This is a genomic window from Brevibacillus sp. BC25 (assembly GCF_000282075.1).
In the GTDB taxonomy this organism is placed as follows: domain Bacteria; phylum Bacillota; class Bacilli; order Brevibacillales; family Brevibacillaceae; genus Brevibacillus.
Genome location: NZ_AKIX01000128.1, coordinates 26,623 through 47,982 on the forward strand (window position 1 = coordinate 26,623; position 21,360 = coordinate 47,982).

20 protein-coding genes are annotated in these 21,360 nt (G+C 42.5%); 18 read left to right on the top strand and 2 right to left on the bottom strand.

All coding sequences use genetic code 11. The annotated features are described in order from the left end of the window. The first annotated feature begins 10 nt into the window (after positions 1 to 10). The 18 genes from PMI05_RS27555 (at position 11) to PMI05_RS27640 (ending at position 19,233) form a co-directional block, all read left to right on the top strand. Positions 11 to 1,411: a lanthionine synthetase C family protein gene (locus PMI05_RS27555; RefSeq protein ID WP_007729074.1), complete on the top strand. Its 1,401-nt coding sequence runs from the start codon at positions 11 to 13 to the stop codon at positions 1,409 to 1,411. An 18-nt stretch (positions 1,412 to 1,429) separates the two neighbouring features. Further along, on the top strand, positions 1,430 to 2,023 hold the full coding sequence (locus tag PMI05_RS27560; RefSeq protein ID WP_007729076.1) for a flavoprotein: 594 nt from the start codon (positions 1,430 to 1,432) through the stop codon (positions 2,021 to 2,023). Positions 2,024 to 2,211: 188 nt separating this feature from the next. Further along, on the top strand, positions 2,212 to 2,931 hold the full coding sequence (locus tag PMI05_RS27565) for a lipoprotein BA_5634 family protein (protein ID WP_007729078.1): 720 nt from the start codon (positions 2,212 to 2,214) through the stop codon (positions 2,929 to 2,931). A 26-nt stretch (positions 2,932 to 2,957) separates the two neighbouring features. Next, entirely contained in the window at positions 2,958 to 3,644 is a 687-nt protein-coding gene (locus PMI05_RS27570) for an ABC transporter ATP-binding protein (protein ID WP_007729080.1), read from the top strand. A gap of 24 nt (positions 3,645 to 3,668) precedes the next feature. Next, positions 3,669 to 5,657 carry an ABC transporter permease gene (locus PMI05_RS27575; protein WP_007729082.1) on the top strand — a complete coding sequence of 663 codons (1,989 nt, stop codon included), beginning with the start codon at positions 3,669 to 3,671 and terminating at the stop codon, positions 5,655 to 5,657. Positions 5,658 to 5,740: 83 nt separating this feature from the next. Beyond that, the gene (locus tag PMI05_RS27580; RefSeq protein WP_007729084.1) at positions 5,741 to 6,439 is read left to right on the top strand and encodes a response regulator transcription factor; all 699 of its coding nucleotides are present in this window, start codon (positions 5,741 to 5,743) and stop codon (positions 6,437 to 6,439) included. 4 nt (positions 6,440 to 6,443) lie between these two features. Continuing rightward, the gene (locus PMI05_RS27585) at positions 6,444 to 7,679 is read left to right on the top strand and encodes a HAMP domain-containing sensor histidine kinase (protein WP_007729086.1); all 1,236 of its coding nucleotides are present in this window, start codon (positions 6,444 to 6,446) and stop codon (positions 7,677 to 7,679) included. Positions 7,680 to 7,704: 25 nt separating this feature from the next. Beyond that, positions 7,705 to 8,019, top strand: coding sequence for an iron chaperone (locus PMI05_RS27590; protein WP_052006458.1), 315 nt, complete (start codon positions 7,705 to 7,707; stop codon positions 8,017 to 8,019). A gap of 256 nt (positions 8,020 to 8,275) precedes the next feature. Further along, the gene (locus tag PMI05_RS27595; protein ID WP_007729090.1) at positions 8,276 to 8,734 is read left to right on the top strand and encodes a DUF2809 domain-containing protein; all 459 of its coding nucleotides are present in this window, start codon (positions 8,276 to 8,278) and stop codon (positions 8,732 to 8,734) included. 56 nt (positions 8,735 to 8,790) lie between these two features. Next, positions 8,791 to 9,399, top strand: a complete 609-nt coding sequence (locus PMI05_RS27600) for a DUF4304 domain-containing protein (protein ID WP_007729092.1) — start codon at positions 8,791 to 8,793, stop codon at positions 9,397 to 9,399. Positions 9,400 to 9,626: 227 nt separating this feature from the next. Further along, the gene (locus PMI05_RS27605) at positions 9,627 to 10,097 is read left to right on the top strand and encodes a hypothetical protein (RefSeq protein ID WP_007729095.1); all 471 of its coding nucleotides are present in this window, start codon (positions 9,627 to 9,629) and stop codon (positions 10,095 to 10,097) included. Positions 10,098 to 10,517: 420 nt separating this feature from the next. After that, complete coding sequence (locus PMI05_RS27610; RefSeq protein WP_007729097.1) at positions 10,518 to 10,775, top strand: autorepressor SdpR family transcription factor; 258 nt, start codon at positions 10,518 to 10,520, stop codon at positions 10,773 to 10,775. A 16-nt stretch (positions 10,776 to 10,791) separates the two neighbouring features. Further along, positions 10,792 to 11,415, top strand: a complete 624-nt coding sequence (locus PMI05_RS27615; protein WP_007729099.1) for an SdpI family protein — start codon at positions 10,792 to 10,794, stop codon at positions 11,413 to 11,415. A gap of 1 nt (position 11,416) precedes the next feature. Next, positions 11,417 to 12,172 (top strand): CPBP family intramembrane glutamic endopeptidase, encoded by a 756-nt coding sequence (locus tag PMI05_RS27620; RefSeq protein WP_007729104.1) that lies wholly within the window; start codon positions 11,417 to 11,419, stop codon positions 12,170 to 12,172. Positions 12,173 to 12,409: 237 nt separating this feature from the next. Next, the gene (locus PMI05_RS27625) at positions 12,410 to 15,529 is read left to right on the top strand and encodes an efflux RND transporter permease subunit (protein WP_007729105.1); all 3,120 of its coding nucleotides are present in this window, start codon (positions 12,410 to 12,412) and stop codon (positions 15,527 to 15,529) included. A gap of 24 nt (positions 15,530 to 15,553) precedes the next feature. Beyond that, positions 15,554 to 16,888, top strand: a complete 1,335-nt coding sequence (locus PMI05_RS27630; RefSeq protein ID WP_007729107.1) for an efflux RND transporter periplasmic adaptor subunit — start codon at positions 15,554 to 15,556, stop codon at positions 16,886 to 16,888. Positions 16,889 to 16,909: 21 nt separating this feature from the next. Beyond that, the gene (gene lgrE / locus PMI05_RS27635; RefSeq protein WP_007729109.1) at positions 16,910 to 17,692 is read left to right on the top strand and encodes a linear gramicidin aldoreductase LgrE; all 783 of its coding nucleotides are present in this window, start codon (positions 16,910 to 16,912) and stop codon (positions 17,690 to 17,692) included. Continuing rightward, entirely contained in the window at positions 17,689 to 19,233 is a 1,545-nt protein-coding gene (locus tag PMI05_RS27640) for an aldo/keto reductase (RefSeq protein ID WP_007729111.1), read from the top strand. The genes lgrE and PMI05_RS27640 overlap by 4 nt, the downstream gene beginning before the upstream one ends. Positions 19,234 to 19,317: 84 nt before the next feature. Here PMI05_RS27640 and PMI05_RS27645 read toward each other — a convergent pair whose 3' ends face one another. Beyond that, on the bottom strand, positions 19,318 to 20,082 hold the full coding sequence (locus PMI05_RS27645; protein WP_007729113.1) for an ABC transporter permease: 765 nt from the start codon (positions 20,080 to 20,082) through the stop codon (positions 19,318 to 19,320). A gap of 1 nt (position 20,083) precedes the next feature. Further along, positions 20,084 to 21,019: an ABC transporter ATP-binding protein gene (locus PMI05_RS27650; protein WP_007729116.1), complete on the bottom strand. Its 936-nt coding sequence runs from the start codon at positions 21,017 to 21,019 to the stop codon at positions 20,084 to 20,086. Between the last annotated feature and the right edge of the window lie 341 nt (positions 21,020 to 21,360).

Genomic DNA, 21,360 nt, shown 5'->3' on the forward strand with positions numbered 1-21,360 from the left:
GAGGGAAAGTATGGAGACAAATAAAGCAGTGGTAACAACTAAGCATGCATGGAAAGGGATTAAAGATGAAGAGTTAAGAACAAAGGCTTTATCTACTGCACTCAAGGTAGCTGCGTATTTGCGAGATCCGATTCAGGTAGAAAAGGTCGTAATGGATAAAGATAACATAAGTGTCGCAGGACCGATTCATCAACATCCTTGGGGGGCTACTACTCTTTCTCACGGATACCCAGGTACGATACTCTTTTTTGCTGAGTTGGATAGACATTTCCCTGATCAAGGTTGGAATATCGTTGCTCATGAACATCTCCTTGCTCTTCAAGAAAAAATTAAGGCAGTAGGGATTTCAAGTGAGTCCATGTGTGGTGGAGTAGCAGGTATTTGCTTTGCTACGCTAGTAGCTTCACGCAATCGAGAGCATTATCAACGCTTTCTTGGACAACTGGATCAATTGCTCGCTACACGAACAGCGGTCATTATTGAAGACGAGTATGTCCTTGATAAAAAAAGAGGAGGAAGTAATCCTCATATCTATGATGCTATTCAAGGTGTAGCAGGCATTGGACGATATTTACTGGCAAGTAAGCAAATCGATGTTCTTCATGCCGCCTTACAGGATGTTTTGCGATATCTCGTATATATAAGCCAGCCTAGAGATTATGAAGATGGTAGAAAAATACCAGGGTGGTACTTGACTCAGGAGATGCAATATTTAGACATTGATAAAGAGATGTATCCGAAAGGAAATTTTAACGTAGGTCTTGCTCATGGGATTCCTGGACCATTAGCCTTATTATCACTTGCTTTGAGAGAAGGCGTAGAAGTACCTGGTCAGAGGGAGGCAATACGAAGCATCGCTGACTGGTTGGTGCGGTGGAAGGAAAAGGACGCTTGCGGGATTATGTGGAGAGGTAGAGTGAAATTAGAAGAAGAGCTAGGGGAAGAAATGCTATCCCAACAGCCGTTTAGACGTGATGCATGGTGCTATGGTACGCCAGGAGTAGCTCGTTCACTCTATCTAGCGGGTGAAGCTCTGCAAGATTCATCCTATTGTAATCTTGCCATTCAAGCTTACGATGATGTTTTCAAGAGATCAGAAAGCGATTGGAATCTGTATGCAGATACGTTTTGTCATGGAAAAGCAGGACTTTTGCAAATGACGCTTAGAATGGCAACGACTACAGATGACGAACGCTATCAATCACATATCGAGTATTTAACTAAGTGCCTAGTAGATAATTTTAATCCGTCGCTTCCTTTTGGTTATCAAGATATAGAACCAAATGGTGATGGAAAAGTAGGACTCAATAAGGCAGGTGCACTTGAAGGTGCAGCCGGTATTGGTCTTGCCCTCCTTTCTGCAAGCAGTAGTCAAGAGCCACTATGGGATCAGTCATTCCTGTTGGCCTAAAAGAGGAGAAATCGAGAGATGACACACGATCCATTTCTGAAGGAGAAGAAACTTTTGGTCGGTATATCAGGCTCGATTGCCGTTATAGGTGCGTCTGCTTATCTTAGTATGTTTCGAGCCCTGTTCAAAGAGGTAAAAGTAGTGATGACAGAACAGGCCGCAACGCTGATCCCGCCGTCTACGATTTTGTTTTACTGTGACGAGATATTTATTGATGAAGAGCCTGGTCTTGAGAAAAAAATGAACCACGTTGAGTTAGCACGTTGGGCAGATCTGTTCGTTGTTTTGCCAGCGACGGCGAATGTAATTGGACAAGCTGCTAACGGAATTGCCCCAAACTTGCTAACCTCCACTATTCTTGCTCATCCAAAACCCGTTATGTTTTTTCCAAATATGAATCGCCTAATGTGGACGAAAAAAGCGGTTCAGCGCAATGTAAATCAGCTTCGAGAGGACGGTCACATCGTTGTGAATCCAGTAGAAGCTATGGCTTATGAAGTAGCATCTGGCACCACGCAGCCTAACTTCGTCTTGCCTCTGGGACCAGCGGTGACGCAGGAAATGAGAAATGTATTACTTGAACGAGAAGAAAGCACAACAACATCTGTATAAGAGAAAGGACTGCTTCGGCTGCTTGTGCCAGTGAAGCAGTCCTTTTTGTATTTACCCTGCGTGAGAAGACGCACCATTCTTACTAAATTGTAAGAAAGAAGGTCAAAATCGTTAGACAAGAGTCATTCAATTGCATGAAAGTCTCGTTTATAATCCAGACATAAATAGTTTATAAGGGAGCAGATAAGATGAAAAAAGTAATAGGTTTCTTATTGGTTATTGTCCTTTTTGCAGGGATTGGATTCGGAGTAAAACGATTTGTAGAAGGTCCATCACAAGCGGTCGATGGCGTACTCGTAATCGGCACAGAAAAAGATGCGAATAAGGTCAAAGAGTTGTATAAAGATAACACCAAACAAGCGATGGACTACAAAATGAAATTGGTTACAACGATAAAAAAGACGAAACGGACAGAGCAAGATCAGAAAGAAACGGGTCAAGAATTTGAAACGAGAGAGATCAAATATTCGGTTGTTACTCGATCCACAGCTGAGCAATTCGTCAAGAAGGGGATTCTCAGAGCCAGACAAGATCCAGACAGCACGTCCATTATTTCAGACCCTGTTACCAGCATAAAACAATTATCGAATGGTCAAAATCTGTATTACTCTTCAAGTGATGCAGACATGAAGAATAACCAAATCGATTTGAACGGCAAGATGGTACCTGTAGAGTATGTAAACCATCAGATGTGGATCGGGTATATACCACAAGCGGACCTTGTTATTGTTGACGAACAGACTTACAACCAATTAACCGAAGCAGAGTCAACGCTCTCCTTGATCCAGTTTGAAAATCGCAGCTTCGATTATAAGAAGAAAGATCAGGTGAACCAAGTCTTACAAGAAATCGGGAACGTATACGCAAATAGTGAAGACAAAGTAAACTTCGTAGACGTACAAGATTGAGTTTGGGTCATGAGAGGGTGAGTTGTATGGAAGTTGTACGAATGGAAAACGTAGTAAAAAGTTATGGGGAAGGAAATAGCAAGGTAGATGCGTTAAAAGGGATTCACCTTTCGATTCAGCAAGGAGAGTTTGTTTCCATCGTTGGTGTTTCCGGCTCTGGTAAAAGTACACTGCTGCATATTTTAGGCGGGTTGGATCGTCCAACTTCAGGACAAGTATTGATTGGGGATCATAATATTTACGAGTATACAGATGATGAGCTTTCGATATTTAGAAGAAGAAAAGTCGGGTTTATTTTTCAGTTCTTTAATTTGATCCCCGTATTGAATGTCCAGGAAAATATCGCGTTGCCTATGTTATTGGATGACGAACCGATAGATATGACGTATCTGGATGAGCTTATTGAAATCCTGGGGCTCCATGAACGGAAAGACCACTTGCCTTCCGAATTATCGGGCGGTCAACAGCAACGGGTCTCCATCGGCAGAGCCTTAATGAATCGGCCGCATTTGATTTTGGCGGATGAGCCCACTGGGAATCTGGATACACGAAATACGAAGGAAGTCATAGATTTATTACGATTGACTGCTAGAAAATACAATCAAACCATTGTATTGATTACTCACGATCTCGCGATTGCTTCGGCTTCTGACCGGATCATCACGATAGAAGACGGTACGATCATTTCAGATCAACGGCTTGCTGCGAATTAGCCAAAAGACTGGAGGAGAATGATTTTGATCAGCAGTTATAAACAATTAAGCAGCAAGTATTTAAAGGGGAATATGAAACGAACGATTTTGACTTTGATCGGAATCATACTCTCTGTAGCGTTAATTTCCACAGTCGGCCTTTTTATGAAAGGATCACAGCTATCCCAAATTGAGAACATCAAGAAGATAAACGGGTTTTCTTTTCATCTCGGTATTTCAAATTACGATGAAGCGCTATTAAACAAAATCAAATATAATCCACAAATAGCATCGTATGGCTTGATGTCTCAGGGCGGAATCGTTCCGGTTGGAAATGGAGATGTTTCTGTTCAAAAGAATTTCGCTGATCATAGCGCATTGGAGTTTTTAACCTACAGTCTTGCTGATGGCAGATTACCAGCCAATGAGCATGAAGCAGCTGTCGATTCATGGACGCTTCCTTATTTGAAAAAGGGTCTTCAGATCGGCGAATCATTTGAATTGGATGGTCAAACCTATCAACTGGTTGGTTTACTGGATAATCGGGCGTTCACTCAGATAAATAAAGTGGGACGTTTACTAACCTATAAACATGATTTTGCTATCGGAGAGGGTAGGATCTTAGCCGAAATAAACGAGAAGGCGGACTTTAAAGCGGTTGTAGATGAGATAAAATCACTTACGAAAGACAAGAATCTGGATATCAATGAGGAAATGATTAGGGCTTTGAAACCGGGATCGAATCAATCGATTTTGGCCGTGCTCGTCATCGTCGTCAGTATTGTTGTGATCGCGACAGTTGTTGTGATATACAACGCTTTTCAAATCAGCGTCGTAGAACGGATGAAGCAGTTCGGCTTGCTCCGAAGCATCGGTGCTACGCGAAAGCAAATTAGACAAATCGTGATGAGGGAAGCAGCCGTGCTTGCTGTCATCGCCATACCGGTTGGACTTGTATGTAGTATAGTGGCGGTTGCTGCTCTCCAATCCATTTTCGCCATCATTTTAGAAGATGGTGAAGGTGTTTCGTTCTTTCATATCGATTGGCGGATTTTATTCATCAGTTCGATCATTACGCTGACGGCCGTACTAGCGTCCAGTTATTACCCAGCTTTTTTTGCGGGCAGAATATCCCCACTGCTGGCAATCAGCAGCAGGTTATCCATTAAAAAAGAGGCGATCCAAAAACACAAGAATAACGTGTTGAAAAAGCCGTTATCTTTTCCCTTGAGCCTGGCCTTGAAGAATGTCAAAAGAAATAAAAATCGTTATACCATTACGATCCTATCCATCATTATTTCCAGTGTATTGTTTATTACTTTCTCGTCTTTGATGGATATCGCATTTGCATCCAAATATGTAAAAGATTTATCGACGAAATCAGATCTATCCATCTATCTGAAACAAGATCATGATGATTCTTCTGCTGAAAGACAGCAAATTTTGGAGCTTTTGAAGTCGGTTGAAAATGTATCCGGAGTGAAGGAAGAGGACCTCCATTTTGAAATCGATTTGAAGGATAAGACTCAATCTCTTGCAACTGTTGCTCACATCGAGGAGTCTGTTGGAAAAAAACACGCCATTTCCATTGCGAATTACACCGATGAAAATAAAGTGAAGAAAGATTCGGAGCTCGTCATAAAGGTGCTGGTATACAGTTTTATCACCGTCATTTCTTTGATTGGCAGTCTCAATATCCTCAATACGATTACGATCAGCATCATCATCAGACGAAAAGAACTGGCTGCGTTAAAATCCATAGGTATGTCACAAAGGGATTTGAAAAAAATGATCATCTATGAAGCGCTGATATATGGTTTTTCTGGAAGTTTGCAAGGGATCTTTTTCGGTTGTATACTTTCTTATATTATCTATTTGGCGGCTTCCGGTGTCTTGAGGGTCGAATGGACGATCCCCTACGAAGCTTGTCTCATTACGTTTGTTTCAGCTTTGATCATCAGCTTTTTATCTGTTCTATTACCACTGAGAAAAATTCAAAAAGACAATATTATCGATGTGATCAGGGAACAATAATAGAATGGGCCTGGCTATTTTATAGTCGGGCTATTCCGATTGGTCGATGGCTGAAATGGAATGAGGATAGGGAGAGGACAACCTTGCATAAAATATTGCTTGTAGAAGATGATGAGGCACTTGGTCTAGCCATCGAGTTCTCATTGAAAAATGAAGGCTATGAGGTGGTCAGAGCCTCTAGTGTAAAAGAAGCGAAACACCAGTTTGATCAACATATTTTTGATTTGGCTATCCTAGATGTCGGCCTTCCAGATGGAAACGGCTATGATTTATGCCTGCATTTCAAAAAACAAAATGATTCATCGGTTATTATTTTCTTAACGGCCTTGGATGAAGAAGCAAATGTAGTAATGGGCCTGGATATTGGCGGGGACGATTATATAACGAAGCCTTTCCGAGTCAAGGAATTCATGTCCAGAGTGAAAGTACAATTGCGCAAACGTGGGAGATTGGAAACCGCCTCCATTTCCTTAGCATCTGAAAATATAAAAATAGATACGAATCTCGTCAAGGCTTATAAAAATCAGGAAAGCATTCCATTAACCAATCTTGAATACAAGCTTCTGCTAACTTTCATGATGAACGCCCATAAAGCACTAAAAAGAGATGATCTCCTGATGAAAATATCAGAAGTAGAAGATGTTTTTTTTGATGAAAATACGCTATCTGTATACATTAAGCGTCTAAGAGATAAAGTGGAAGATGACCCCAAAAATCCGCAGTTTATCGTCACCCAAAGAGGATTGGGTTACCGTTGGAATAAGGATGTGAGTAGAGAGTAAGATGATGAAGAATACCGAATTGAAAAGGAATATGACGATACTGACCGTTCTGTTATCACTATTTACCATTTACCAGTTTATTGCACATCAACTGTTTTATGATGCTTTGAAAAGCGACTCCATTACAACCTGGGGTGAGATTACAGCTAGATTGGTTGAACAAAATCCCGAGAATGAAGCGGAAATTATGAAAGTCTTAACAAGTCACGCATCTAATTCAAGTGAGTATCAGGAAAAAGGAAGAGATATCTTTAGACAGTATGGATTATATGAAAATTTGGAATCAGAGCTGTTTCCCCTTTTGAATAAACATATTTCCAGCCATAATCATTTGATTTATTGGGGATTGATTTGTTTCGGATTGATACTGCTTGGGGCAAGCTATATGCAATACAAGATGGTCTTCCATAAAATTAGACAACTTACTTCCGCAGCTAAAAAAATAATCGATGGGGACTACATGGTAGTCATCAATGAAAATAAAGAGGGGGATCTCGCTAAACTAGCGGCTTCCTTTCGTTCCATGAAAGATATTATTCGAAAAAGCATGCAGGATCTTCTGGAAGAGAAAGAGTTTTTAGCACAAATGCTACAAGATATCTCCCATCAATTAAAAACGCCTCTTTCAACGATATCCATCTACAATGAAATGTTGTTGAATGCAGAGTTGCCTCGTCAGCAGCAAGTTCAACTCCTGCAAAATAATGAGGTTCAAATCGCTAGAATGAATGTCTTAATTCAAAATTTGTTAAAAGTAGCGAAAATCGACGCCAGAGCTATTTCATTTGATAAAGAGCCAGCCAATTTGGTGGAGACGATCGAGGAAGTTTTGGATCGCTTGACAAGCATGATCAGTGATAAGCATATAACGATTGACTGGGATGCGCCGAAGGAAATCGTCGTTGCCCACGATAAACTATGGATGCAGGAAGCTTTGTTGAACCTGCTGAAGAATGCGATCGAGCATTCCAAACCCAGCAGTACAATCATGATTCAAGTAAAAGATACGCCGATCTATACGGAGTTGGTGATTCAAGACTTTGGAGAAGGAATTGCACTTGAGGAATTGTCCCATATTTTTGATCGATTTTACAAAGCAACAGGCTCTAAAAAGCATGATTCGACAGGTATTGGATTGGCGCTAGTCAAAGCCATTATCGAAGCACATCATGCCTTGATTAAAGTGGAGAGTGAGAAAGACAGCTTTACAAGATTTACGATTACTTTCATGAAGTTTTAAGTACAGGAGCAAAAGTAGTGAAGAAATTAGTTTGTGGTTGGGTTGGGTAACTAAGAAGTTTCCAAATTTAATGCCAAAAATTGCGTGGAATCAGCCTATGTTTACCGATCACGGCACATTTATTATTGGCTTTAGCGTAGCCAAACATCATTTGGCTGTTTCCCCAGAAAGGGTAGGGATTACTCGTTTTTCTGATGAAATTGTACAGGCTGGCTATGATCACACCAAAGAGTTGGTACGTATCCGGTGGGATAAGCCGGTTGATTTCTCATTCCTTGAGAAAATGATCGAATTTAATATCTTGGATAAGGCAGACTGTTCAACTTTTTGGCGGAAATAGCTCAACATCATAAAACAGATCACTTGATTGGCATAGATACCATTCAGTGATCTGTTTTTATCTGTTTCTCTAATCCTAGCTTTTCAAGCTGAAAATAATGTTTTAGATTCAATATGAAAGTGTTAGACTGTGAAAAAATAGATTTAGATTACTCTCTCTGTAAAGGCAGTTTAATAGAAAGAAACTGGGGATAGGCACCGCTTTGCTACCCGGGAAAGCTCAAAATTGATACATAAAAGAGGAAGATTGATGGTGTATGCACAAAGCCGAATGGAAGTACGACCGAACGATACCTATGAATACATGTAGCAAGTGCTCCGCGAGTCGATGGAGAGACAGGCTCGCCTATTTCGTGGCCGTTTTTGTTGTCATGGCTTTGGGCTTAGGGTCCAGAGCGTACGCCGATGTGTTGCCTGTCTTTGTAGCTGAGCATTTTGGCGATGCATTATGGGCGTGCATGATCTACTTCGGTTTTCGCACTTGTTATGCTCATAAAAAGATTTCTTTCGCGTTGTGGTGCAGCCTCGCGTTTTGCTTTGCGATCGAGGCCAGCCAATTGTATCAGGCTGGTTGGATCAATTACCTCCGGGGGACAACTATTGGGGCGTTAGTATTAGGAAAAGGCTTTTTGACGGCGGACCTTGTACGGTACACTGCGGGAGCTACCGTCGCTGCCCTGCTCGACCTAGCTTGGCCTTGGCGTAAGCGTTCCTGATTTTTGGCGGATGTACGACATAACAAAAAATCTATCTTAAACTACTAGGAGGGATCATGTTGCAGCAGATCTTTACCGATATGATTAAACAGGACGTAAAGCCGTTCCTTTCTAAGTGTGGCTTCGCAAAGAAGAATTTGAATTTCACTAAGACAGAAAACCTCATCTACATGTTCAACTTCCAAAAAGCTGCTGGCAATACAGCGGACAATGTAATGTTTTATGTGAACTGTGGTATTTATGCAGCGGAGTTGGCACAAATACAATCGAGAGAGATTCTAACAGCACCTCAAGAAGCGGAGTGTCACTTCAGAGCAAGAATTGGAGAAATTGTTGAGTCTGTTCCAGACCGATTTTCAATCACTCCTGATACGAATATGGATGATTTAAGAAAAACGTTGCTAAGTGGATTAGATGATGTTATTCATTTCTATGATACTATGACCAGTGCCAGATCCATTGTTGATTATTACACGTCAGGTCCATTTTTACATCTAAGCGAAGAGAGCTTTCATTTGCTCTTACAATCCAATGATGTAGGAACGGCAAAACATTATTGGAAGGCTTTGCAGGAAAAGTACGGAACAGAAAAGCGATGGACCATATTCGAGAATAAATACTCGGCCATCTTCAATAAATACGGAGTGGAAATGGATAAGCGATAAATTAGCACAAAGGGGTCTCACCAATTCCTTGGGTTATGACATGGACCTAACGGGAACGTTCGTTTAATAAAAACAGCGGTCAGTCTAAGACTTGATTTTCAGGTCTTAGGTGGCCGCTGTTTCATTTCGTGGAGTCAGCGAAAAACCAATTTATGGTAAAATAGGCGAACAAATAGGCGGGAAATCCATAACGTAAAGTGTATCAAAGCCAATGGAGGAGGGAATTTATGTACGGGTGGTATCCACAAGAGGGTTATTATCCAATTTCGGCAGGAGAAGGCAGACACTACAACGATTACGAATTACTGAGACACATTGCCAGACTAGAGCGACGGCTGGCGGAAGTACAAGAAGCCTTGTCAGCATGTGCGAAAAAGAATGACTCATTAAAAAAGGATTTAGAAGTTGTTAGACAGCAAAGCCCAATGCAAACTCAAAATGATCAAACCTATCAACAACCAGCAGTAGATAAAGTAAATGTCAAATGTATAGCAGCGACAGGGACATCGGTAACCTTTGAAATATCGGGAAGAAGTTTAACATTTGATAGCGATTATTATGGTAAATATGTAGGCGATTATACCGCTGGAAAAGTATACGTAGCCATGGCTGATTATGGAGCGGGGCAAATCTATCTAACCATTAAGGATGATAATGAAATTTGGCATACTTTTAGATATTCACGCTTCGAATCATAATTGACAAGTTGTGCTCATGTGTCGAGTGATACAAACAAGAATACTGATTGCGTGTTGCTAGAAAAGGCTTATGTCACTCGACATTATACATACTTCGAATAATAGCCTATAAAAAGAGACTTGAATATTCAGTGAAAGTGTAATTAAATGTAATTGTGCGTATAAGTTGGGATAAATTGTATGCTTGCAAAATGTGCAAGGTATTGGAGGAATTTTGAATTTATGGTAGAATTGATATGTGGATGAACGATTCACAAAGCAACATAACGCAACCTCTAGAAATCCTAAACTACACGAATATCCTAAAACTCCCTCCATCCAGTGGTGACTTACGAGCTGGCACAAGGCATTTCTAAACGCGATATTTAGATAAATTCCTAAATATCTAAAAATGATGGATGAAAGTAGGATGGATTGATTATGTCAATGAATTACGCATTTAAGGCACTCTCTGATCCCACAAGAAGAAAAATTCTTGACCTGTTGAGGGAGAAAGATATGACGGCTGGAGAAATAGCCGATCATTTTCAAATGACAAAGCCCAGCATCTCCCACCACCTCAGTTTGTTGAAACAGGCACAAATGGTTTACGACGAACGAAAAGGGCAAAACATCTATTACTCACTTAATACGACCGTTTTTCAAGACTTATTAAAATGGTTTATCCAATTCCATTAGAAAGTGAGGTAATCACATGAATAAATCGAATTTGTCTATTTTATTTTTTTTCATCAGTGTTGTCCTGGGCGTCATTTGTTATCCCTCCATGCCAGATCAGATGGTAATTCATTGGGGACCAAATGGCGAACCGAATGGTTTTGCCCCTAAGCTTGTGGGAGTATCCTTTATTCCGGTCGTGATGCTGTTTATTTTCGTGGCTGTTCGCAGTCAAAAACAGTATTACCAAAAGTTCCAAAGCAGTCACGATACAATCTTGAATACATTAATGATCGTACTTCTCGTCATCCATGGCGTGATAATCGCATATGGATATGGGTATATGTTAAATATTGGGATTTTCGTCACGCTTATTTTAGGAATTCTCTTTGTAACGATAGGGAATTTTATGCCTCGTTTTCGACATAACTATCTGATTGGGATACGCACGCCATGGTCACTCGCTAGTGAAGAGGTCTGGAAAAATACCCACCTATTGAGTTCCCGTGTGTTCTTCATCGGAGGAATCCTCATCATGCTCACCTCATTTTTACCAACAACCATTCATTATGTCCTGATGTTAATCATTGTATTGGTGACGATTTTGATTTCTTTCGGAAGCAGCCACTACTATTACAAAAGAACAGGAAGGGGAAAGTAGAATGAAAAACTTGAAAATAGCAATTCTGTTATCATTGGTGAGCGCTATTGGTTTTATCGCAGCTATTCCCTATATGCTGGCAATTGGTGGGGATGCATTAGCAATGATACCTCTCCCGATACCGGTTGCAATGTCAATTTTCGTCTTGCAAGGAAGCATCATGGCATTTTTGTTTTCGTGGATTGGATTGACCTTTGCAACCAAAGTGGGGCTGGATGCCCCTGTCATTCGGAAGTGGCTATATAAAACGGGTGGAGAATCCTTCAACAAAAAGGGAATCATCCAGGCAGTCATCTTTGGATTGGCAGCGACAGGTCTTCTCCTCATACTGGAACTCGCTGTTTTCCAACCATTACTGCCAATCTTGGCGGAAAAAGCCCAAGACGTAGAAGTGTCGTTTTGGGCAGGTATCCTGACATCCATTCAAGGCGGAGTATACGAGGAAGTCATGGTTCGCTTGTTCATGATGACAATGATCGTGTGGATTTTGAGCAAGTTATTCGGGCGTAAAGCCTCCCCTAAGCCCTGGATGTATTGGGCAGGCATTATTGGGGCAGCCCTTATATTTGGGCTTGGTCATCTCCCTGCGGCAAATGTCTATTTCGGTGAGATTACCCCACTGTTGTTCATTCGCACGATTGCCCTTAACGGGGTGGCAGGAATATTATTCGGTTACCTCTATTGGAAGCGTGGGCTGGAGTACGCAATGATTGCTCACGCGATAGGGGATATCATCCTTCATGGTTTTATTAAATAAGACCGCTTCCCACACGATTCCGTTGTGTGTAGAAACATACAAATTCTTTACATTTCGAGAGATTATTCGAGTAAGTAGATCAAAAACTCCGTCGCAAGGGGTTTTTGGTCTTCTTTCTTGTTTCGTAAAAAAGCGGAATGAAAAACAAATTTTAATTTTTATGGAAATTTATTGAATACCAAAAAAATGAGGGGTAATATAGAGAATGGAATTTATTAGGAATAAGGGGGGCATGCCTTGCGTTTTCTAACGAATTTTTCTCTCAGAAACTCAACAGCTATTATTATTATGAGCCTGCTAGTCGTAGTCAGTGGGATCATTGCCGCCATGTCTCTCAAGGTAGAGAACATGCCAGATGTCACTTTCCCTGTGCTTCTAGTCAATACTACTTATCCGGATGCATCACCAGAAGATGTTCTCGATGATGTAACGAAGCCATTGGAACGGGAAATTGGGCATGTAACAGGCGTTAAGGCAGTGGAGTCATACTCAAGCAACAATAGTTCCACGCTACAGGTCTACTTGGAGACTGGTTCAGATGTACAAGCTGTCAGGAACGAGCTGGAAAGAAAAATTTCCAGTATCGCGCTTCCTAGCAAAGTAAGCAGACCGCAAGTGATGATTCAGGGCTTCAGCAACCAACCCGTCTATTATCTGTTTGTGACAGGACAGGATAAGGAGAGTGGACTTGATCATTTTGACAACGATGTGAAAGAAACACTGCTCAAAGAGTTAGAAGGTATTGAAAGTGTTGATAAAGTATCGACAATAGGCGGACAATTCAAAGAAATGAAAATCCTGCCAAATGTAGATGCGCTTAACTACTACGGAATCTCTCCGTTGCAGTTGAAACAGCTTTTACTAGACAATCACGTAGCTCTGCCAATCGGTGCGATCACCGAGGATGGGGAAGAGCGCGTCATTCGCGTGGTGAGCCGTTACCTCAATGTGGAAGATATCCGTAACACCAAGATATTCCTCCCAAGTGACCCCAAAAATGGGCTTACCTACGTCAGGCTTGGCGATATCGCAGAAGTCAATTTTGATCAGGTCATTAATTCGATCAGCCGCTTTAACGGCCAGAATGGAATTAACATCAATATTTACAAAACTCGTGACGCCAATGCGGTAGAAACCGGTGATGCCATCAATGAAAAACTATCCCTATTAAAAGAAGAGTACCCGGACTTAACCTTTACCACGATTTATGACACCTCTGTCGATATCAAGAATTCGATTAACGGCATGCTCAAGGAAGGCTTGCTCGGAGCTATTATGGCTTCTGTAGTTATCTTGCTGTTTTTGCGTCATGTGAATGCAACCCTCATCGTCCTAGTCTCTATCCCAACATCTATCCTAGTAAGTATGATCTTCATGTCCTGGATGGGCATTACTCTCAATATGATCACACTGTTTGGGATGGCAGTGGCTGTAGGACGAGTAGTGGATGACAGTATCGTCGTCATCGAGAATATTTTCCGTCATTTGCAATTGAACAAAGAGCGTAAGGAAAACTTGATTCAAATTGCCACCCACGAAGTGCTACATGCAATTACCTCATCGACTTTTACGACAACTGCTGTATTTTTACCCATTGTGTTTGTTGGAGGGATGATCGGAGAAGTATTCCGCCCATTTGCACTAACCGTCGTCTGCTCGTTGTTTGCCTCACTATTAGTAGCCGTGACGATTGTTCCACTGTTAGCGAAGCTGCTGATCCTAAAAGACCACAATATCAAGGAATATGAACATGGGAAAGGTTCTAATACGTACAGGAAGTTACTTCACTGGGCACTCAACCGCAAGCCCGCTGTCGGATTTCTGTCACTCGTTCTATTTATCGCAAGTCTAGCGCTTCTCCCGTATATGAAATACGGATTGTTTCCTGATCCGGAAGCGAAGTTCATATTCGCGCAAGTAACTATGCCAAAAGGTACTCAACTAGATGGTCTCGATCAAACGGTTGCCCAGGTCGAAAGTAAATTGCTGGAGCAGCCTGAAGTAGAGTACATAGAAATCAATCTTGGCTCTGAAAATGAAGCGGAAATACGCCAATCGAACCAAGCCCTCTTAATAATCAAAACAGGGCCAGATGTGAATCTCGACCAAACCATCAAGAAATTTGAGGGAATCGTCAAACCAATGATTCCACTAGGATCTGAAATGGCCTTGACTAAACCTGGTAGCAGCGATACCAACAAATTCAAGGTAATCCTGTACGGGCCAGATCTGGATCGTTTGAAAGAGGCAAGCGAAATTGTCAAATCCAACTTGAAAGTAAGTCCTCTGTTGACCAACGTGAAGGACAATTTGAACGATTTCAAAAATGAAGTTGTCATCAAAGTCGATAGAGACAAAGCCTCGGAGCTGGGAGTTTCCCCTGTACAGGTGGCTCAAGAGGTCAACCTCCTAGTCTCGGATACCCAAATTGGCAAAATCAAAGTCGACGACAAAGACTATAGTCTTTTCTTTGGACTCGGTGAAAACCATGCGAAATCGCTAGAGGAACTGAACAATATCTACATTCAAACGCCAAGCAAGCAACAAGTGCGTTTGGTGGACTTTGCCGAGATTGACCAAGAAAAAGTACAATCACAAATCATGCGCAAAGAGGAAAAACAATTCGTACAAATTACAGCAGATATCACGAGCGACAACAAAGGAGGAGCGAGTAATTTCCTGTTTGCGATGTTGCAAGCGGAAAAATTGCCTGCTGGAGTTACATTGTCATCGGAAGGTGTCTCAAGTGACATGGAAAAAAGCTTTAAAGATATGCTCTTAGCCATTGGAGCAGCCATTTTTATCGTCTATATTGTCATGCTCATCACTTTTGGCAATGCTACAGCTCCACTCGCGATTCTACTGTCCCTACCACTTGCTGTGATCGGCGGATTATTTGGCCTGTTCATTTCGGATACCGTTCTCGATATAACGGCACTTATCGGCTTTTTGATGCTGGTCGGAATTGTTGTTACCAATGCAATCGTGTATGTGGACAATATCCAGCATCGAAGACTGGAAGGGACTTCTATGCGTGAGGCAGTTGTCGAAGCTGGCGTTACCCGATTACGGCCCATTATTATGACAGCAGTTGCGACAGTCAGCGCGCTCTTGCCGCTTTACCTCGGCTTTTCTGAAGGAGCCTTGATGACCAAAAGCTTGGCGATTGTGGTCATTGGTGGACTTGTTACTTCGACGATCCTGACCTTAATCGTGGTTCCTATCGGGTATGAATTACTGTATCGGATCAAAAAAGAGTTTTTTGCCCCGGATACCAAAGAAGCAGAGATCGAGCCAAGTGAGGATATGTTTATTTCCGTGCTGAGAAGTTTACGCGATATGAAAAAGTCTGGGTAAGGCAGAGGGAGGAATTTACTAAAAATGAAGAAGACGAAGCTAATCAGCTCAGGTGTGACATGTCTTTTAGGCTTGGCGATCATCTCGGGATGCAATTCTCAATCCGCAGAAAAGACCAATTCTAATGGAGGAAGAACACAAATCGAAAGCCAGTCCAAAACTGAGATTGAAACCATTAAAGTGGAGAACTCCGTTGATGTTCAAGTAGAGGAAGTTATAGAAGGAGAACTCAAAGAATCCGACAGGTTGCTGGCGGAGGTATTCGCTAACACGGATGTGGGTATTTACGGCAAAACTACCGGGACCGTCTCGCAAATCCTAGTGAAAAAAGGGGACACAGTAAAAAAAGGGCAAGTCATCGGAAAGCTGGATCAAACCGAAGCGCAATTGAAACTGCGCCATGCTGAGGCGGCATTAGCAGTGGCCAACGCAAATCTAGAGCATACGAACAAAATGGGGACGTCCAGTCAATTGGCAAATAGTCAACTGAAGCAGGCAGAGCAAACCTTTGCGCATGCCAATCGCACGATTGCACAAGGATTGACGCTGGCGCAAGCAAATTACGACCGCGCTAAAAAGCTGTTTGAAGAGAAAGCATTGTCCAAAAGTGAGCTTGAGAATGCAGAAAACGCATATCTCCAAGCAAAAAATCAGTATCAAAGCCAGCTAGATCAGGCGCAAATCGCTTTAATTAATGCTCGGACGCAAGTGAATACGGCCGATAAAAATGGACGAGTCACGCAAGCAAATGTTCAACAAGGAAAGGTTGAAGTGGATATTTCCAGAAATGCGTTGGAAAACACACTGATCAAATCAACAGTAGACGGCATTGTCACCGACATCCAAGTCCAAGAAGGCGATACGATCAACCCGCAAAAGCCTATTGCAACGGTAATTAACCTTGACCCGATGATTGTGAAGGTGAATGTGTCGGAAAAAGCGTTGGCAAGCTTCCAAAAAGGAATACAACTAGATTTGCAGGTTCCATCTCAAAATATCAAGGTCAAAGGCAGTATTACCTACGTGGGACTAAAGGCTTCTGACCAATCTAAGCTTTTCCCTGTGGAAATAGAAGTGCCAAACCCAAAAGGTACGCTACTTCCTGGAATGAAGGCGGAAGTGTCTTCAATCAAAGGACAAGCAGGTATTCTCATACCGACAGATGCCATCCTTGAGCGAAATGGGAAATCGGTAGCCTACGTCGTGAATGGTGAAAGAGTAGCTGAGAAGGAAATCTCGATCGCTTCAAAAGGAATTGAGAAGACGCTTATCGGCTCTGGAGTGAAATCAGGAGACAAGGTAGTTATCAAAGGACAATCACAATTAAAAGATGGCGCTAAAATTCGCATTGTTCCCTAAGTAATATCGAGGAGGATACCTATGCAAAAGATGTACGTTTCCCAGAACCGATGGCTACTTTCTGCAAAAATGACAGCAGAGGCAGAAGTGCTATTATTTTGCTTTCACTATGCTGGTGGTCATGCTGGTATTTATCGGGATTGGCAAAAAAAGCTGCCCGTTCAGATTGGCGTTTGTCCTGTGCAGCTGCCAGGGAGAAGTAATCGCTTTTTAGAGCCTTGCTACACGGATTTGTCTGTAATGATTCGTGATCTGGCAGAAGCGCTACTTCCCTATCTGAATCGACCGTTTGCCTTTTTTGGACATAGCATGGGAACGCTGGTCAGCTTTGAGCTGGCCAGATATTTACGCAAACATTACAACCTCAAGCCGCAGCACCTGTTTGCATCTGGATACCATGCCCCGCATCTGCCAGATCCAGGTGAAGCCATCCATCATCTCCCAGATAATGAGTTTCTGGAGGGCGTACGAACGATGAATGGCACGCCAAAGGAAGTTTTTGAGGACAAGGAGATTCTAAACATGCTTCTCCCTACGCTTCGGGCTGATTTCACGATATGCGAGACGTATCGCTATCAAGACGAGCAACCGTTGGAGTTCGGACTTACTGCCATTGGCGGTTGGCAGGACCCGGATTTTTCCGTAACCCATCTCGAAGCATGGCGAGATCACACGAACGCTTCTTTTCAAACGCACATACTGGAAGGGGACCATTTTTTCATCCATTCTCAACAGGACCAAGTCCTTTCGATTGTCGGGTCAACTCTTCAAAATTATCTTGCTGGGTACAGGGGGATAGGATGATGACAGGAAAAGCAACACGAGAGGGGACACAGCGCCTAGCACAGGCCAATACCCATCTTTTCTATCAACAATTTGGTAGCTTCGATGTGTGGATCAGTCAGGTTGGATTCGGAACGTACCGGATTGATGAACAAGATGAGCAGTACCAGCAGGCACTCCGTAAGGCACTGCTCGAAGGAATTAACCTGATTGACACGAGTAGTATGTATACAAATGGTAGCGCTGAGAAAGTCATCGGTCATGTGCTGAAGCAGCTAATAAGTGAAGAAAAAATAAAGAGGGAAGAGCTTGTAATCGTGTCCAAGGCTGGTATCGTCCAAGGCGAGGATTCCGAAGAGACGACGAAGAGGACAGCGGAAGGCAAACCGTATCAAGACTTCACGACGGTACATGATGGAATGTCGATATGTATCCACCCAGAATACCTTCAAGACCAGCTGACACGCAGTCTGCAGCGCCTGCAGGTGGATACGATTGATTGCTACATGCTGCACAATCCAGAGTGGTATTTACTATGGGCAAAAATGAAAAAGATCAAACAACAGGAAGCGTATGATGAACTATTAGAGCGAATGGAGAAGGCTTTTCGACATCTGGAGAAAGAAGTAGAATCAGGTCGGATTCAATGCTATGGAGTCAGTGCCAATTCGTTTGTAAGCAATGTCAAGGAATTTGATTTTGTTGCGCTAGATACCCTCTGGGAGATTGCAGAAAAGATTACGCCGAATCACCATTTTCGCGTCATCCAGTTTCCAATGAACATGTTCGAATCCGGTGCCATGCTGGAAAAAAGCCATGCGCAAGGCAAGAGTGCCTTGTTATTTGCCAAGGAAAAAGGACTTGGTGTAATGACCAACCGGACGCTAGATGTGACAGCGAAGGAAAAAATCTTCCGGCTGACGAACATCCAACTAGATCAGAGCACAGTCATTGACGAAAAAGAAGCCATTCGTCAAATCAAGGATTGTCTGAATCGTGTAGATGATGTAGAGGATCAGATCGTCTATCGCGTCTTGCCATTACTTAAAATGGAGAAAGAAGATGTGAAAGAGCTGAAGAAAAAAATATCATCTGGAGCAACACTCCGCAAATACTGGAAAAAGCTATACTCTACCACAAATGTGCAAAATGTGAGAAGCTTCTTGTTTGAGCCGGTCATCGAAGATATTCGCAATACGATTAAAAAACATGAGGGCCTGGACGACCAGACGCAGCAATGGCTGGATACCTACAAGGCAACTCTCATGGAGACAGCTGAAGCTTTGAAGAGCTACTACGCCCCCAAAGACTACCAGCGTTCACTGGATATCTCGAAAGAGCTGACGAGGGTGAAACCGTATTTAATGGCAACAGATAACCTCAGCCAAGCTGCGATTAGAACGATGCGCGCTACTCCAGAGGTACACAGCGTCCTCGTGGGGATGAGACGTGAGCATTATGTAGATGATGTACTCATGGAATTGAAGAGACCTTTGGATACGATCATGCAAGAAGAGGACTGGCACACAATGACCCAAACCCTTAAAGCGATTATTGGCTAAAAACACTACCCAAATAGTAAAACCACCTTATGGAATCGTGTGACAACAACGATTTCATAAGGTGGTTATTTTTCATACTTTCGGTTATTTCCACTTGCTGATGATATGCTCACGATCAAACACCTTAATACTTACCTGGAACATGATCAGGGCAACCACCGCACAAATCGTGACCATTCCCAGATAGATTACCGGATTGCTCATCATGGAGAGGAAGATGACCTGACTGACAGCAAGTCCGATGATCGGTAGAACCAGTATGGCACCAAATTGTTGGGCTGCTGCGACATTGTCAACTTTGGAGGAAACAATGACGCTCATGGATACGCTGATGATCGAAATAAATGGGACGAGCAGGAGCATCGCGAGAATAAATACGATGGAAAAATACTCGCTAGCATTGTCAAAGGTTGCAAAGATGAACCCTAGAAAGATTAGCTGGACCACCCAGGTCAGAGCGATGGATGGCAAGGAGTAAGCTAGGACCTTACCAAGCAAAAACTCCTTGGTGGAAATCGGGGTGACCAGTACGCTTTCCAATGTTCCTGTCATTTTTTCCATGATGATACTCGTCGTGGCAAATGTTAAGGGGATCATCGCCGGTACGATCAGGAACAAGAGGAAATAGAAGCGGGCAATGGCAATATGACCGTCTTCACCTGCCATGTTAAGGAGGGGATTGGTCAATTTCATTAGATCAAGGATGAACTCCATCTTACCGTTTTGAGCAAATACAGTTGTGATCAGAGCTACAACCAATATAACGAATGGTGCAGCAAGATTCGTAATCAATACGGAGCGGGCAGCGAAGAGCTCTTTCCATTCCCGGATAATAACAAATCCCGGCATCCTAGATCGCCTCCTTTTCTTGATTCAACAAGCTGAGATAGGAGTCCTCTAGTGACACGGAGATGGGGGCTATGTAATTGACGGTAATATCCGCTGCGACCAGCTTTTTGATCAGCTGTGGGTTCGAGGTCTTCGGATTGGCTACCCTCAGGTGGAACTGATCTTCGGTGCGCTGATACGTCTCCACTTCCTCGGCGGCTTTAATAATCTGTTCTGACTTTTGAGAATCCGATCCTACATCAAGAAGCACATTGTAGGTGGTCCACTCTTCGCGGAACTTTTGTGGGGTAGTTAAACGAATCACCTCACCCTTAATGATGGCAAATTCATGACATAACTCATCAATTTCTGCCAGGATATGTGAACAAAAGATGATCGTTTTTCCAGCGGCAGCCCACTCGCGAATCAGATCTTTCAGCTTCCGAGTGCTGACAGGATCGAGATTGGCTGTGACCTCGTCTAAGAAAAGCACTTCTGGATCGTGTAAAATCGCGCAAACAATCGAAAGTTTTTGTTTCATTCCTTTAGACAATCTGCCAGCAGGATCGTTTCTTCTGTCCCACAAATCGAACTGGCGAAGCAAATACTCAATGCGTGAAGCACGCTTGGCTTTGGGAATCTGGTAGCAAGAGGCGAAGAATTCCAGGTTGTCCAACAGAGAAAGCTTGTCATACACCCCGGGAGATTCTGTTACACAACCAATTTTTTTGCGAATCTCTTCTTTATTCTTGCTGATTTGATGACCGAGGATGGTGACTTCTCCTGACGTAGGCTCAATGAGGCAGGACAGGATTCGGAGGGAGGTTGTTTTTCCAGCTCCATTAGGCCCAAGTAGACCAAAAATTGTACCTTTGGGAATCGAGAGGGAAATGCCATCGAGAACTTTTTTGTCTCCGAACGATTTTTTGAGATCCTTAATTACGATTGCAGGCTCCATAAAAAAATCTCCTTTTCTAGACTTTTCTGTGACTCCGATTGAGTGTACAACTCCCATATTAACTTTTTTATCCAATTCAGAATATTGAAAGTTTGTAAATATAATGAGTTTGTTACAAAAATGGGCAGAAACAACTGGAGATTGAGAAGGAACTTCCTTGTGGCAATTTCATATCTGAGTGATATGTCATGTTGAACGAAGTGCAGCATTGAAAATGGAAGTTGTCAAAATTCGTCATTTTTTACCAGCTCTATACTTACCTCCTTTCATCCCTTAAAAACCAGCAGAGTATTGCCTTTTGGCATTCTTTACTCTAAATGTTGGGCACAAAAAATAAAAAA

Excerpts from the sequence above, each read along its gene's own strand:
- PMI05_RS27645 (WP_007729113.1), bottom strand. The coding sequence starts at position 20,082 with ATGCCGGGATTTGTTATTATCCGGGAATGGAAAGAGCTCTTCGCTGCC.
- PMI05_RS27615 (WP_007729099.1), top strand. The coding sequence starts at position 10,792 with ATGAATAAATCGAATTTGTCTATTTTATTTTTTTTCATCAGTGTTGTC.
- PMI05_RS27595 (WP_007729090.1), top strand. The coding sequence starts at position 8,276 with ATGCACAAAGCCGAATGGAAGTACGACCGAACGATACCTATGAATACA.
- PMI05_RS27565 (WP_007729078.1), top strand. The coding sequence starts at position 2,212 with ATGAAAAAAGTAATAGGTTTCTTATTGGTTATTGTCCTTTTTGCAGGG.
- lgrE (WP_007729109.1), top strand. The coding sequence starts at position 16,910 with ATGCAAAAGATGTACGTTTCCCAGAACCGATGGCTACTTTCTGCAAAA.
- PMI05_RS27585 (WP_007729086.1), top strand. The coding sequence starts at position 6,444 with ATGAAGAATACCGAATTGAAAAGGAATATGACGATACTGACCGTTCTG.
- PMI05_RS27570 (WP_007729080.1), top strand. The coding sequence starts at position 2,958 with ATGGAAGTTGTACGAATGGAAAACGTAGTAAAAAGTTATGGGGAAGGA.
- PMI05_RS27650 (WP_007729116.1), bottom strand. The coding sequence starts at position 21,019 with ATGGAGCCTGCAATCGTAATTAAGGATCTCAAAAAATCGTTCGGAGAC.
- PMI05_RS27560 (WP_007729076.1), top strand. The coding sequence starts at position 1,430 with ATGACACACGATCCATTTCTGAAGGAGAAGAAACTTTTGGTCGGTATA.
- PMI05_RS27610 (WP_007729097.1), top strand. The coding sequence starts at position 10,518 with ATGTCAATGAATTACGCATTTAAGGCACTCTCTGATCCCACAAGAAGA.
- PMI05_RS27630 (WP_007729107.1), top strand. The coding sequence starts at position 15,554 with ATGAAGAAGACGAAGCTAATCAGCTCAGGTGTGACATGTCTTTTAGGC.
- PMI05_RS27600 (WP_007729092.1), top strand. The coding sequence starts at position 8,791 with ATGTTGCAGCAGATCTTTACCGATATGATTAAACAGGACGTAAAGCCG.
- PMI05_RS27555 (WP_007729074.1), top strand. The coding sequence starts at position 11 with ATGGAGACAAATAAAGCAGTGGTAACAACTAAGCATGCATGGAAAGGG.
- PMI05_RS27640 (WP_007729111.1), top strand. The coding sequence starts at position 17,689 with ATGATGACAGGAAAAGCAACACGAGAGGGGACACAGCGCCTAGCACAG.
- PMI05_RS27620 (WP_007729104.1), top strand. The coding sequence starts at position 11,417 with ATGAAAAACTTGAAAATAGCAATTCTGTTATCATTGGTGAGCGCTATT.
- PMI05_RS27605 (WP_007729095.1), top strand. The coding sequence starts at position 9,627 with ATGTACGGGTGGTATCCACAAGAGGGTTATTATCCAATTTCGGCAGGA.